Origin of the sequence: Bradyrhizobium sp. 17, from assembly GCF_023073515.1 — a bacterium.
GTDB classification, from domain to species: Bacteria; Pseudomonadota; Alphaproteobacteria; order Rhizobiales; family Xanthobacteraceae; genus Bradyrhizobium; species Bradyrhizobium canariense_D.
In genome coordinates this window covers 1-14,199 of record NZ_JADPJQ010000035.1, presented here as the reverse complement: position 1 = coordinate 14,199, position 14,199 = coordinate 1, and the positions used below count along the sequence as shown (strand labels likewise).

The following is a 14,199-nucleotide window of genomic DNA, read 5'->3' as shown; positions in this document are numbered from 1 at the left end:
CACGGGACAGGTTGCAAACGACCCTTCTAACGAAGGGCTGGAGGAGATTTCCGCATGTCTATCGGTACGATCATTCTGATCATTTTGGTCATCGCGCTGCTCGGCGGCTTCAGCGGCATCGGCGGCGGCCCGTTCTACGGCACCGGCTATTACGGCGGCGGCGGTCTCGGGCTCGTCATCGTGATCCTGCTGATCCTGCTCCTGCTGGGACGGATCTAGCCACCAAACGAAGATCTAGTAGGGTGGGCAAAGGCGGAATGCGCCGGGCCCACCTTTTTGCTCGGCTGAGAGAAGATGGTGGGCACGCTTCGCTTTACCCACCCTACTTCGTTTTCCCGGCGAGCTTCTTGATCGCCGCCTTGATCGACGCCGCTGCATCGTCATAACCATCCCACGCCTTCGATCGCGCCAGCAAGCCGGGCACCGTCCGCACCGTGTACCGCTTCGGATCGAGGTCGCTCTTCACCTGCGCCCACGTGACCGGCATCGACACAGTCGCACCATCTCGCGCACGCGGCGACAGCGGCGCCACCGCCGTCGACATCCGATCGTTGCGCAGATAGTCCAGGAAGATCTTTCCGTTGCGCAGCTTCTTCGACATGTTGAGCAGATAGCGCTCGGGAGCGTCGTCCGCCATCCACTGGCAGACGCCTTGCGCGAAGGCCTTGGCCTCCTTCCAGCTCACCTGGTCGCGCGCGCCGTGACGCAGCGGGACCACGACGTGCAGACCTTTGCCGCCGGTGGTCTTGCAGAAGCTGTCCATGCCGATGTCGGTCAGCCGCTGCCGCATCTCCTTGGCGGCCTCGACGACCTCGGCGAAGACGACGTCGGGCGCGGGATCGAGATCGAACACCAGCCGGCCCGGGGTATCGTAGGCGTAGGGCGCGCAATTCCAGGGATGCAGCTCGACGCCGCCGATCTGCGCCACGGCCGCGAGCCCTTCGATGCGGTCGATCTGCAAATAGGGCTTGCGGTCGCCGGAGACCCGCGCGAGCTCCAGAAGGTTCGAGGTGCCCTGCATGGCGTGGCGCTGGAAGAAGCATTCGCCCTTGATGCCATCAGGGGCGCGGATCAGCGAGCACGGCCGGCCCTTGAGGTGCACGATCATCCATTCGCCGACGGCTTCGAGGTAGCGCGCGAGATCCAGCTTGGTAACGGGATCGCCATTGCCGTCGTCCGGCCACAGCGCCTTGTCCGGCTTCGAGAGCACGACACCCATCACTTCGGCAGTGCCGGCTTGCGCTGTTCGTGCACCGGTCTTCGCTTGCGCGCGCGGCTTCGCGCGCTGCTTCGTCGAGGGCTCGGCAAGCTCGGTATCGACCGGTGTCTCGGCCTCGACCTCCTCCGCCGGCTTGTCCTGCCGCAGACCCTTGAAGGCGGCCTGGCGGATATTGCCGTCGGCAGTGAAGCCGGCGAACTCGATCTCCGCCACGAGCTCCGGCTTCAGCCAGTGCACCTCGCGCGTCTTTTTCGGTGCGTTCTTGCCGCCGAAGGGGCTTTGCTTCGCCTCCATAGCCTTCAAGGACGGCATGATGCGCTTGACCTTGTCCGCGCCGAAGCCGGTGCCGACCATGCCGACGAAGGCGAGATGATCACCGCGGTGCACGCCGGCCATCAGCGAACGGAATTTGCCATTGGTGGTCTTGTAACCGCCGATCACGACCTCATGGCCGGCGCGGCATTTTGCTTTGGTCCAGCTTTCTGTCCGCCCCGAACGATAGGGCGCGTCCAGCTTCTTCGACACCACGCCCTCGAGCTCGAGCTTGCAGGCGGATTGCAGCACGGCGTCGCCGCCGCTTTCGAAATGCTCGACATAGCGAATCTGGCTCGATTTGCGCTTACGCGCTTCCAGCAGCTCCTTCAAGCGCGCCTTGCGCTCGCCGAGCGGCAGCCGGCGATAATCGAGGCCTTCCGCAAACAGCAGGTCGAACGCAAAGAAGATGAGCTCCTCGGTCTTGCCGTCCGACAGCGCCGCCTGGAGCGACGAAAAATTGGGTGCTCCATTGTGGTCGAGCGCGACGATCTCGCCGTCGACCATCATATCCGGCAGCGCGCCCGCCTCCTTCGCGATAGTTGCGAATTTTTCGGTCCAGTCGAGGCCTTTGCGCGTCTTCAACGTCGCCTTGCCGCCCTCGACCCGCAGCTGCACGCGGTAGCCGTCGAACTTGATCTCGTGGCACCAGCCGTCGCCGCTCGGCGGGCGCTCGACCGACGTACAGAGCTGCGGCGCCACGAAATCCGGCATCTCCGCCGCCTTGTTCGCGGTCGTCGCGGTCGTCGCTTTCTTCTTGACTGTTTTGCCGGTTTTCAACGCCGCGCGGGGCGCCGGCTTGACCGTGCGCTCTTTCGCCTCGTCCGCCCGGTTGGACTGCCAGACCGCGTCGGCCTTGGCCTTGGTGCCCTTCGCCAGCATGAACGGTTTTGGCGCACGGCCCTTGCCTTCGGCGATCTGATCCATCGCGCGGCCGGAGGCGACCGATTTGTCCTCCTCGAGAATGTCGTTGTCTGCGCCCTCGCGAACATATTCGTCGCGATGCTTGATCAGGAGCCAATTGGTCCGTTTGCCGCCGGTGCGGTCGTTGCGCATGCGCACCAGGACCCAGCTGCCGTGCAGCTTCTCGCCGTGCAGCGTGAACTTCAGATCGCCCTTCTTGAAACCGCGTTCGGGATCATCGGATTCCCAGGTGCCGCGATCCCACAGCATGACCGTGCCGCCGCCGTACTGGCCTTCCGGAATCGTGCCTTCGAAGTCGCCATAGTCGAGCGGATGGTCCTCGACCTCGACGGCCAGCCGCTTGTCGTGCGGATCGAGCGAGGGCCCTTTTGTCACCGCCCAGGACTTGAAGACGCCATCGAACTCGAGCCGCAGATCGTAGTGCAGCCGCGAAGCGTCATGCTTCTGAATCACGAAGCGGCGCTGCTTCGACGGCGCCACCGCGGTCTTGCCCGATGGCTCGGGCGTCTTCTCGAAATCACGTTTCTGTCGATACTTGGAGAGCTTTTGCAGCACGACTGGTCCCGGATTCTCTTTGGCGTGAAGCCTATCACGGCCCGCATCCCACCCGGAACCAAAACCCCGCGGGACGGTTGGGGTTCCAAAATGACTCGCAGACGCTGGAGAACGGAATGGCACCGCGCGCCTATTGGAAGGGAACGTTGAAGCTCTCGCTGGTCAGTTGCCCCGTTGTGCTTTATCCGGCGACCACCGCGGCCGAGAAGACGCGGTTTCACATGATCAACCGGGAGACCGGCAACCGGTTGAAGCAGCAGATGATCGACGCCGAGACCGGCGACGTCGTCGAGAGCGACCAGAAGGGGCGCGGCTACGAGCTGCGCAAGGGCAAATATGTCGAGATCGAGCCGGAGGAGCTCGAAGCGGTCCAGATCGAGAGCAACCACACCATCGACATCGAGAGCTTTGTGCCGAGCGACGAGATCGACCAGCGCTATCTCAACCACCCCTACTACATCGCGCCCGACGGCAAGGCCGCGGTCGATGCTTTTGCCGTGATCCGCGACGCCATGAAGGACCAGGATCGCGTCGCGCTCGCCAAGATCGTGCTCACCAATCGCGAGCACATCATCGCGATCGAGCCGCTCGGCAAGGGCCTGCTTGGCACCACGCTGCGCTTCCCCTACGAACTGCGCGACGAGGACCAGTTCTTCGACGACATCAAGAGCCCGAAGATCACCAAGGACATGGTTGAGCTCGCCGGCCATATCCTCCAGACCAAGACCTCCCATTTCGATCCCAGCAAGTTCAAGGACGACTACGAGACCGCGCTGAAGGCCCTGGTGAAGCGCAAGGCCAGCGGCAAGACAATCGAACTGCCGGAGCCCGAGGAGAAGCCGAGCAATGTGGTCAGCCTGATGGATGCGCTGAAGCAGAGCTTGAAGGGACGCGGCGGGAAGAAGACGGCGGCGAAGTCCCATGCGCGCCGGGCGTCGGGGCGAACGGGCGCCGCGAAGAAGACGCATCGGTCGACAGCGCGGCAGAGGAAGGCGGGTTAGCTCTCCACCGCGCACCTCACTCTCTTCCCTCAAGGTGAGGAGGCGCGAAGCGCCGTCTCGAACCATGCAGGCCTCGCTGCAACAGTCGGGACCTTCATCCTTCGAGACGCGCGTTCCGCGCTCCTCAGGATGAGGGATGCAGCGTCAATCCCCCGCCTTCAGCCGATAGCCGATCCCCGTCTCCGTCAGCACATGTTGCGGCCGTTCCGGATCCGCTTCGATCTTTTGCCGGAGCTGGCGGACATAGACGCGGAGATATTGCGCGTCGGTCAGCTCGTCCCATAACTCCCTCAGCAGGAAGCGGTGGGTGAGCACCTTGCCGGCGTGCTGCACCAGCACACGCAGGAGGTCATATTCCTTCGGCGACAGTTTGACGTCGCGCTCGCCGACCCTGACGACCCGGCGCACCAGATCGACCGAGAGATCGCCGGCACGAAACACCGGCCGTTCGCCCTGGATCTGAAGCTGGTGGCGCAGCGCGGCGCGCAGGCGCGCCAGCAGCTCGTCCATGCCGAACGGCTTCGTCAGGTAATCGTCGGCACCCAGATCCAGCGCCTGCACCTTGCCGGCCTCATCGCCACGGCTCGACAGCACCACGATCGGCACAGCTTCGTTGCGGGCGCGGATGGTACGCAACAGCTCATGGCCCTGGATGTCGGGCAGGCCGAGATCGAGGATGATCAGCGCGGGATCCTCGCTGAGCTTCTCCAGCGCGGTCTTGCCGTTCGACGCCTCCAGGATCTCATAGCCTTGCGTCGAGAGCCCCATCCGCAGCAATTTGCGGATCGGCGGCTCGTCGTCGATGACCAGCACTTTGATCGGGGCGGCGCTCATGCGGCGGTATCCAATGCACGGGTCCGGGCGGGAATGGGCAGACGGATGGTCAGAACCGCGCCGCTCCGGTCGCTGCGATTCGCCGCCGAGATCGTGCCACGCATCGCCTCGACGAAGCCGCGGGAGATGGCGAGCCCGAGCCCGGTGCCGGGACGGACATGGTCGCCCTTCTGCACGCGATAAAACTTGTCGAACACCCTCTCGAGCTCCTCAGACGGAATGCCGTCGCCCTCGTCGGCAATCTGGAGCACCACATGATCGCTGTCGCGCCGGCTGCGGATCGAGACCGTCGCGTGGGGCTGCGAATATTTGGCGGCGTTGTCGAGCAGGTTGAACAGCACCTGCTCGAACAGCACCGCATCGAGCTGGAGCATAGGAAGGTCTGCGGCCAACTCCAGCTCCACCTTGTGGGCGGTGAGGATCTTGGCTGCCCGCCGGAGCGCGCTGCCGACGATCTCTCCGAGATCGTGCAACGCAGCGTTGGGCACGATGGCGCCGGATTCGAGCTTGGTCATGTCGAGCAGATTGGCGATGAAGCGGTTGAGCCGTTCGGATTCGTCGATGACCGTCGCGAGCAGGTCGCGATTCTCGGTGTCGGAGAGCGCGCTGGCGAGATCGCGCATGGTCGAGGCCGCACCCAGCACGGATGCGAGCGGCGTCTTCAGGTCGTGTGAAATCGAGGTCAACAATGCGGAACGCAGCCGCTCGGATTCGACGGAGCGCTTGACGCGATCGACGTCCTCGACCAGCAGCACGCGTTCGATCGCCAGCGCGCCCTGGTCGACCAGCGCGTCGAGCAGCCGGCGCTGGTCCGGCGTCAGCAAGGGACCGCTGCGGTCGTTGTCGATTCCGATGACCCCGATCGGGCCGCGCCCGGTGCGCATCGGCAGGAATAGCCGTTTTGCACCAGGCAGCGTGTCCGAGCCGCGGCCTGCAGGCCGGTCATTGCTCCAGGCCCAGTTGGCGGCCGCAAGGTCGGCCTGATCGAGATCGTCCTCGGGCGGATAGCCCGACTTCACCGTGAGCAGCCCTTCGTCCGGCAACAGCAGCACCACGCGGACTTTCAGCATCAGCGCGATCTGGTAGGCGGTCGCCCACAGCACGTCGTCGAGCGTGCCGGTGCCGGCGAGCTTGCGGCTGAAAGCATAGAGCTGCTCGGTGGTCCGGATGCGGCCGATCGCAGCATCAGCCTGGGTGCGGACCCGCCCCGCCACATTCGACACCACGAACGCAATCAGCATGAAGAAAAAGAACGCCGCGACATTGGTCGGATCGGTAATGGTGAAGGTATAGACCGGCGGCAGGAAGAAGAAATTGTAGGCGAGGGACGCCGCGACACTCGCAAGCAACGACGGCCACAATCCGTAGCGCACGGCAACCGTCACCACGGCGGTCAGAAACATCAGGTCGACGTTCTCAATGCCGAAATACGGCTTGATCGCCACGGCGGCAGCGAGGCCAAGCGCGGTGATCCCGACCGCCTTCAGATAGGGCCGCCCATCGAACGGGTCCGATCGCGTTGCGGTCTGTACCGCCGTCTTCGGCGGCGGCTCGTTCGTGAATTCGTCGCCAGGGATGACATGCACGCTGATGTTACCGGCGCGGCGCACCAGATCGTGCACGACGGAGCCGCGCGTCATCTCGAACCAGAGCGAGCGCGTGGACTTTCCGATCACGATCTGGGTGACGTTGTTGCCCTGCGCGAAGTTGACCACGTCGTCGGCGAGGCGGCGGCCGACGCCCGGAATCGTCAGTGCCTCGCCGCCGAGCGATTCCGCGAGCCGCAGCGTATCGGCGAGCCGGTCGCGCTCCTCATCGGACATTTGCAGGGACCGCCGCGTCTCGATCGACACCGCGATAAACGGCGCGTGCAGCCGGTCGGCCAGCCGCTTGGTGTAACGCACGAGGCTGGCCGCGCGCGGATCTTCGCTGATGCAGACGAGGATGCGCTCGCCTGCGGCCCAGGGACCGGCGATCGCGTTCGCCTGCATGTGGCTGAGTAGCTGCTCGTCGACCCGTTCGGCCGTGCGCCGCAGCGCGAGTTCACGCAGCGCGGTCAGGTTGCCCGGCGAGAAATAATGCTCCAGCGCCCGCTCGGCCTGCCTGGGGACATAGACCTTGCCTTCCTTCAGGCGCTGGATCAGGTCGTCGGGCGTGAGGTCGATCAGCTCGATGGCGTCTGCGCGGTCGAACACCGAATCCGGCACGGTCTCGCGCACCCGCACATGGGTGATCTGCGCGACAACGTCGTTCAGGCTCTCGATGTGCTGGATATTGACGGCGGTGTAGACGTCGATGCCGTGGGACAGCAGCTCCTCGACATCGAGATGGCGTTTTGGATGGCGGCAAAGGGGAGCATTGGTGTGGGCGAGCTCGTCGACCAGCGCGATTTTCGGGCGGCGCGCGATCACGGCGTCGAGATCCATTTCTTCGACAATCTGGCCGCGGTAGTCGAGCTTCTTGCGCGGGATCACTTCCAGCCCACGCACCAGCGCCTCTGTCTCGGCCCGGCCATGGGTCTCGACGAAGCCGACCACGAGGTCGATGCCGGCCTTGCGCTTGGCGTGGGCGCTTTGCAGCATCTCGTAGGTCTTGCCGACGCCGGGAGCGGCGCCGACGAAGATTTTCAGCTTGCCGCTCACGCCCTCCTCCCGGCGCGCGGCCTCCAGCAGCGCCTCGGGCGAAGGACGTTGTTCGGGATCGCGGCGCTCTCGGACCATCAGATCAATATAATCATCCGCGCGGACCTAGCCTAGACTACTTCGTGGCACGATCGAGCGCGAGATTCAGAGTCAGCACGTTGACCCGGGGCTCGCCGATCAGGCCGAGCAGGCGGCCCTGGGTGTTGGAAGCCACCAGTTGCTTGACCTGATCCTCCGGCACGTTTCGCGCCTTCGCGACGCGCGGCACCTGGAATTGCGCCGCTTCCGGCGAGATATCCGGATCGAGGCCACTGGCTGAGGTCGTCACGAGGTCGACCGGCACGGCGGCATTCGGATTCTCGCCCCTGAGCTTGTCCACGTCTTCCTGCAGCCGGTCGGCCAGCGCCTTGCTGGTCGGGCCGAGATTTGAGCCACCCGAATTCGCGGCGTTGTAGGGCGCCGGTACCGTCTTGGTCGAATCGTTCGGATTCGGCGCCACCGTCGCCGAGGGACGGCCGTGGAAATATTTGTCGTCCTTGAACTCCTGCCCGATCAGGGCGGAGCCGACCACCTTGCCGTCGCGCTCGATCAGGCTGCCCTGCGCCTGCGCGGGGAAGATCGCGCCGGCAATAGCGGTCATCGCGAGCGGATAGGCTAAGCCAGTGATGGCGGTGAGCACCAGCAGCAGGACGATGGCGGGGCGGATTTCTCTGAGCATGTGTTTCTCCTATTTCTTTCGTCATTGCGAGGGGCGAAGCGACGAAGCAATCCAGTCTCTCAGCCGCGGCAAGAATTCTGGATTGCTTCGCTTCGCTCGCAATGACGGGGTTAGGCCAAATGCAAAGCGGTCACCACGAGGTCGATCGCCTTGATGCCGATGAAGGGAATGACGATTCCGCCGAGGCCGTAGATCAGCAGGTTGCGCCGGAGCAGTGCGCCGGCCCCGACCGCGCGATAGGCGGCGCCCTTCAGCGCCAGCGGGATCAGCGCGATGATAACAAGCGCGTTGAAGATGATCGCCGACAGGATGGCGCTCTGCGGGCTCGACAGATTCATGATGTTGAGCACATTGAGCTGGGGGTAGAACGCCAGGAACATCGCCGGGATTATCGCGAAATATTTCGCGACGTCGTTGGCGATCGAGAATGTAGTCAGCGCGCCGCGCGTCATCAGGAGCTGCTTGCCGATCTCGACCACCTCGATCAGCTTGGTCGGATTGGAGTCGAGGTCGACCATGTTGCCGGCCTCGCGAGCCGCCTGGGTGCCCGTGTTCATGGCGACACCGACATCTGCCTGCGCGAGCGCCGGCGCATCGTTGGTGCCGTCGCCGCACATCGCCACCAACTTACCCTTGGCCTGCTCGTCGCGGATCAGCTTGAGTTTGTCCTCGGGAGTTGCCTGCGCCAGGAAGTCGTCGACGCCGGCTTCCGCTGCAATCGCGGCCGCCGTCATGGGATTGTCGCCGGTAATCATGACGGTGCGGATGCCCATGCGTCGCAGCTCGGCAAAGCGCTCGCGGATACCGCCCTTGACGATGTCCTTGAGCTGGATGATGCCGAGCAGCTTGCCGTCCCGGGCGACCGCCAGCGGCGTGCCGCCGGCCTTCGATATGTCGTCGGCGATGGTCTGAATCTCGCGGCCGATGTCCGAGAGCCCGGCGGGCTGGATGGAACGAGCCGTGTTGCCGGAGGCGACCACCAGCGGCGCACCGCCACCGACATAGTTGAGGATCGCATCGACCGCGCCCTTGCGCACCGACGAGCCGCCGGCATCGACGCCGCTCATGCGGGTCAGCGCCGTGAACGGGATGAAGGTGGCTCCCAACTCGGCCATGTCGCGGCCACGGATACTGTATTTTTCCTTGGCCAGCACCACGATCGAACGGCCCTCCGGGGTCTCGTCGGCGAGCGAGGCGAGCTGGGCCGCGTCCGCGAGCTCCTGCTCGGTGACCCCGCGCACCGGGCGAAAGGAGGTCGCCTGGCGGTTGCCGAGCGTGATCGTTCCGGTCTTGTCGAGCAGTAGCGTGTCGACGTCTCCGGCGGCCTCGACCGCACGGCCGGACATCGCCAGCACGTTGAAGCGGACCAGACGGTCCATGCCGGCGATGCCGATCGCCGACAGCAGTGCGCCGATCGTGGTCGGGATCAGCGTCACGAACAGCGCGACCAGCACAACCACCGAGATCGAGCCGCCGGCATAGGCCGCGTAGCTCGGGATGGTGACGGTGGCGAACACGAAGATGATGGTGAGGCCCGCCAGCAGGATGTTGAGCGCGATCTCGTTCGGAGTCTTCGCCCGCTCGGCGCCCTCGACCAGCTTGATCATACGGTCGATGAAGGTCGAGCCCTGCGCTGCCGTGATCCGCACGCGAAACCAGTCGGACAGCACCTGGGTGCCGCCGGTCACCGCCGAACGGTCGCCACCGGATTCGCGGATCACGGGTGCGGACTCGCCGGTGATGGCGGCCTCGTTGACGGACGCGACGCCCTCGATCACCTCGCCATCGGAGGGAATGGTATCGCCGGCCTCGACCAGCACGATGTCGCCGACCTTGAGGCTGGTGCCGGGCACCAACTTGAAGGTGCGGTCAGAGCCGGTCAGTAGCTTGGCCTGGCTCTCGGTGCGGGTCTTGCGCAGCGATTCCGCCTGCGCCTTGCCGCGGCCTTCTGCTACCGCTTCGGCGAAGTTGGCAAACAGCACCGTAAACCAGAGCCAGACGATGATCTGGAAGGTGAAGCCGAGATTCTCACCGCCGGTGAGGAGATCGCGCAGGAAGATCACAGTGGTGAGCGCGGCCACGATCTCGACCACAAACATCACCGGATTCTTGATCATCAAGCGCGGATCGAGCTTGATGAAGGACGCGCGGATCGCAGGCACGACGATCTTGGGATCGAGCATCGCCGAGACGGACGCGCGTTTTTGCAGTTTCGTGGTATCCATGGAGGTCACTCCAAACAATCAGAAGGCGGTCGATCAGAACACTAGTCGTTCAGAACACCTGGCCGGCGTTCATCGCGAGATGCTCGACGATGGGGCCGAGGGCGAGGGCCGGGAAGAAGGTGAGGCCGCCGATGATCAGGATCACGCCGACGACGAGGCCGACGAACAGCCCGCCCGTGGTCGGGAGGGTGCCCGCGGACGGCGGGATCGATTTCTTGGCGGCCAGCGAACCCGCGATCGCCATCGCCGGGATGATCATGAAGAAGCGGCCGACGAACATCGCGCTTGCGAGCGTGAGATTGTAGAAGAAGGTGTTGCCGGTGAGGCCCGCGAAGGCCGAGCCGTTGTTGCCGGTCGCCGAGGTGAAGGCATAGAGCACCTCGGTGAAGCCATGCGGCCCGGCATTCGCCATTGAGGCGACCGCCGCCGGATAGACCACGCCGACCGCGGTCCATCCCAGATACATCAGCGGCAGCACCAGGATCGCGAGCATCGCCATCTTCACTTCGCGCGCCTCGATCTTCTTGCCGACATACTCCGGCGTGCGGCCGACCATCAGGCCTGCCACGAAGATCGCGAGCACGACGAACAGCAGCATGCCATAAAGGCCGGCGCCGACCCCGCCGACGATGATTTCGCCGAGCTGCATATTGATCAGGGGAATCATGCCGCCGAGCGCCGTGAAGCTGTCATGCATGGCGTTGACCGCGCCACAGGAGGCGGCCGTCGTGATCACCGCGAACAGGGAGGACGCGACGATGCCGAAGCGAACCTCCTTGCCTTCCATGTTGCCGCCGGTCAGGCCGAGCGCGTGCAGGGTCGAAGTACCGTTGGCTTCCGCCCAATAGGTGATGGCGACACCGGCGACGAACAGCACACCCATCACGGACAGGATCGCCCAGCCCTGGCGCTGGTTGCCGACCATGCGGCCGAACACGTTGGTCAGCGCCGCACCCAGAACGAAGATCGACAGCATCTGCACGAAGTTCGACAGCGCGGTTGGATTTTCGAACGGATGCGCCGCATTGGCGTTGAAGAAGCCGCCGCCATTGGTGCCGAGCATCTTGATCGCGACCTGGGAGGCGACCGGGCCGACCGCGATGGTTTGCTTGGCACCCTCGAGCGTGGTGGCCTCGACATAGTCACCGAGCGTCTGCGGGATGCCCTGCCAGACCAGGAACAGCGTATAGACAATACCGATTGGCAACAGCACATAGAGGCTGCAGCGGGTGACGTCGACCCAAAAATTTCCGACGGTGCGCGCCGACGCGCGCGAGAAGCCGCGGATCAGGGCGACCGCCAGCGCGATGCCGGTTGCCGCCGACAAGAAGTTCTGGTGCGTCAAGCCGAGCATCTGCACGAGATAGGACAGCGTGCTCTCTCCACCGTAATTCTGCCAGTTGGTGTTGGTGATGAAGGAGATCGCGGTGTTGAAGGAGAGATCCGCGGCGACAGCGCTTTGGCCGGCCGGATTGAACGGCAGGACGGCCTGCAACCGCATCACGCCGTAGATGATGAGGAAGCCGCCGACATGGAACAACAGCATGGCGACCGTATAGGTCAGCCAATGCTGCTCGCGCTTCTCGTCGACGCCGGAGAACCGGTAGATGCCGGCCTCGATCGGACGCAGCACCGGAGACAGGAAGGTCCGCTCGCCGTTGAACACGCGCGTCATGTACCAGCCGAGCGGTTTTGTGAGCGCGACGGTAATGACGCAAAAGAGAATGATCTGGAGCCAACCGATCATAGTCATGATATCAACCCTTCAGGCTTCGTGAGCACGGTCAGAACCGCTCGGGCCGCAGCAGCGCGTAAGTGAGGTAGAACAGGAGGCCGAGCGAAACGGCGCCGGCGAGCGAATAATCGAAGATCATGGCCGCTCCTTCAAAGCCGTTCGCAGGCGTAGGTGTAGCCAATCGCAAGGGCGAAGAAGCCGAAGCCCAGCGCCAGCATCAGAATGTCCATCATGGAGATACTCCTCGTTGCGCCATTGATTTGGACGCAACCGTTTCTCGGGAGACCCGGTCGGCGCGTGAAAGGAAATGCCAGTGCATTTCCACCGCGCCCACCGGGACCTTTGACCGTGCTGAAGTGCCACCCCAGGCATAGGTTTTCGAGACGAGGGCCGTGGCGAAGTTATAGGAATCTCATAAAAGGCCGAGGCTGGCCTGGTCGGACAACGCTCGCGAGGCACATCACATCGTCGTCCCGGCGAAGGCGGAGAATGGCGCGCGACCGCCCCCATCCCGCACTTATGAAATCCCTATATCTCCCGCCCCGCCCCCATCTCGTTTTCAAATGCCGTTTTGGCCATCTTGGAGAGGCCGGCCGACTGACCGACGCCACCTCCAGGAGGCCTGACATGACCACCGCCGCTCTCCGACACTACGATCCACCGTCACTTGGCAACCGCTTGCGCAATGCGCAGGTGATGACGCAACCGCTGATGCTCGAGATCATCGACAAGGCGTGTCGGCACTTCCCTTCAGCTCGGACAGATCGAGCCCACCGCGCGCGTCACGCGCCTGATCGAAGCAGAGGCCTGGGCCGATGCCGCGCACTGATGGAGCTGGAGCTGCCGCTCTGGCAAGTCCGCCGCATCGCCTATGACGAGGGTGAATGGCATTGCGCTCTCTCGCGCGAGCGCGAATTGCCGGACTGGCTCGACGCCGCGGTCGAGGCGCGCTACTCCGATCTCGCGCTCGCACTGCTGTCGGCTTTCATCGAGGTTCAGGCATTGGCCCTGGAAGTTTCGCGTCCGAGTGTTCCCACTGTTCGCCCCGCGCCTGACCCGCTCTACGAGCCGGTAGGCTGCGAAAATTTCGGCTAGTGGGCGCGGTCCTGACGCTCGTCATCACACTCGTGGCGCGCGGGCTCGGAGCATAAACCGTCACGCCCATCGACCGCGAATTGACCATGGCTGCCTACGGGGCGAGCAACCGGCTCCGCAGCGCGGTCGCGACGCCCGGCTGAGGGCACGTCTCCCACACCAAAAACACTCGGCCGATCTGGCGCAGTTTCACGGAACCGTGTAGATCGGTTTCATGAGCATCAGCAACGTCAACGTGGTCGCCCATCCCCTGGTCCAGCACAAGCTCTCCCTGATGCGGGAGAAGGACCGCTCGACCAAGAGCTTTCGCGAAATCCTGAACGAGATCGGGATGCTGCTCGGCTACGAGGTGACGCGCGACCTGCCGCTGGAGCTGGTCGAGATCGAGACGCCGATTGCGCCGATGCGGGCGCCCAAGATCGCCGGCAAGAAGCTCACGCTGGCGCCGATCCTGCGCGCCGGCGTCGGCTTCCTCGACGGCATGCTGGCGTTGATGCCCTCGGCGCGCATCGCTCATATCGGGCTCTACCGCGATCCTGATACGTTGCAGGCCGTGGAGTATTACTTCAAGGCGCCGCAGGACCTGTCGGATCGCACCGTGATCCTGATGGATCCGATGCTGGCGACCGGCAACTCGGCCTGCGCCGGCGCCTCGCTGCTGAAGGCGCGCGGCGCCCGCGACATCCGCTTCGTCTGCCTTCTGGCCGCGCCTGAAGGTATCGCGCAGTTCCAGAGCGAGCATCCGGACGTGCCGGTCTGGACCGCCGCGATCGACGAGCGGCTCAACGACCACGGCTACATCGTGCCGGGGTTGGGCGACGCCGGCGACCGGATGTTCGGCACCAAGTAGACAGGTTCGCGCGGTCGGGTTAGGGTCTGTACCTAATTAGCGAGTTCTGATTCCCTGGTGCCAAGTTGATTCGGCACGGGGGACTTCGA

The 14,199-nt window shown here is 64.3% G+C and carries 10 protein-coding genes and 1 pseudogene; 4 read left to right on the top strand and 7 right to left on the bottom strand.

From position 1 onward, the window contains the following. Positions 1-54: 54 nt before the first annotated feature. The gene (locus IVB13_RS05045) at positions 55-219 is read left to right on the top strand and encodes a DUF3309 family protein (protein WP_007595743.1); all 165 of its coding nucleotides are present in this window, start codon (positions 55-57) and stop codon (positions 217-219) included. A gap of 103 nt (positions 220-322) precedes the next feature. Here the strand turns inward: IVB13_RS05045 and ligD are convergent, their stop codons facing one another. Next, positions 323-3,010, bottom strand: coding sequence for a DNA ligase D (ligD, locus tag IVB13_RS05040; RefSeq protein WP_085361508.1), 2,688 nt, complete (start codon positions 3,008-3,010; stop codon positions 323-325). Between the two features lie 116 nt (positions 3,011-3,126). Between ligD and IVB13_RS05035 the strand changes: the two genes are divergently transcribed. Next, complete coding sequence (locus IVB13_RS05035) at positions 3,127-4,011, top strand: Ku protein (RefSeq protein WP_018454048.1); 885 nt, start codon at positions 3,127-3,129, stop codon at positions 4,009-4,011. A gap of 144 nt (positions 4,012-4,155) precedes the next feature. On the opposite strand, the gene IVB13_RS05030 is transcribed toward IVB13_RS05035, so the two are convergent. The 6 genes from IVB13_RS05030 to IVB13_RS05005 form a co-directional block, all read right to left on the bottom strand. Further along, positions 4,156-4,845 carry a response regulator transcription factor gene (locus IVB13_RS05030; RefSeq protein ID WP_018454047.1) on the bottom strand — a complete coding sequence of 230 codons (690 nt, stop codon included), beginning with the start codon at positions 4,843-4,845 and terminating at the stop codon, positions 4,156-4,158. Beyond that, the gene (locus IVB13_RS05025; RefSeq protein ID WP_247295034.1) at positions 4,842-7,565 is read right to left on the bottom strand and encodes a sensor histidine kinase KdpD; all 2,724 of its coding nucleotides are present in this window, start codon (positions 7,563-7,565) and stop codon (positions 4,842-4,844) included. The genes IVB13_RS05030 and IVB13_RS05025 overlap by 4 nt, the downstream gene beginning before the upstream one ends. Before the next feature lie 37 nt (positions 7,566-7,602). After that, complete coding sequence (locus tag IVB13_RS05020; RefSeq protein ID WP_018454045.1) at positions 7,603-8,205, bottom strand: K(+)-transporting ATPase subunit C; 603 nt, start codon at positions 8,203-8,205, stop codon at positions 7,603-7,605. Between the two features lie 110 nt (positions 8,206-8,315). Beyond that, a complete protein-coding gene (kdpB, locus tag IVB13_RS05015) occupies positions 8,316-10,430 on the bottom strand; it encodes a potassium-transporting ATPase subunit KdpB (RefSeq protein WP_247295038.1) in 2,115 nt (704 codons plus the stop codon). 49 nt (positions 10,431-10,479) lie between these two features. After that, entirely contained in the window at positions 10,480-12,183 is a 1,704-nt protein-coding gene (kdpA, locus tag IVB13_RS05010) for a potassium-transporting ATPase subunit KdpA (protein WP_247295041.1), read from the bottom strand. Positions 12,184-12,214: 31 nt separating this feature from the next. Beyond that, complete coding sequence (locus IVB13_RS05005; RefSeq protein ID WP_018454042.1) at positions 12,215-12,304, bottom strand: K(+)-transporting ATPase subunit F; 90 nt, start codon at positions 12,302-12,304, stop codon at positions 12,215-12,217. A 488-nt stretch (positions 12,305-12,792) separates the two neighbouring features. On the opposite strand from IVB13_RS05005, the pseudogene IVB13_RS05000 reads away from it, so the two are divergent. Both IVB13_RS05000 and upp read left to right on the top strand, forming a co-directional pair. Beyond that, positions 12,793-13,260: pseudogene (locus IVB13_RS05000) on the top strand (hypothetical protein). 214 nt (positions 13,261-13,474) lie between these two features. Further along, a complete protein-coding gene (gene upp, locus IVB13_RS04995; protein ID WP_018454040.1) occupies positions 13,475-14,110 on the top strand; it encodes a uracil phosphoribosyltransferase in 636 nt (211 codons plus the stop codon). The last annotated feature ends 89 nt before the right edge of the window (positions 14,111-14,199 follow it).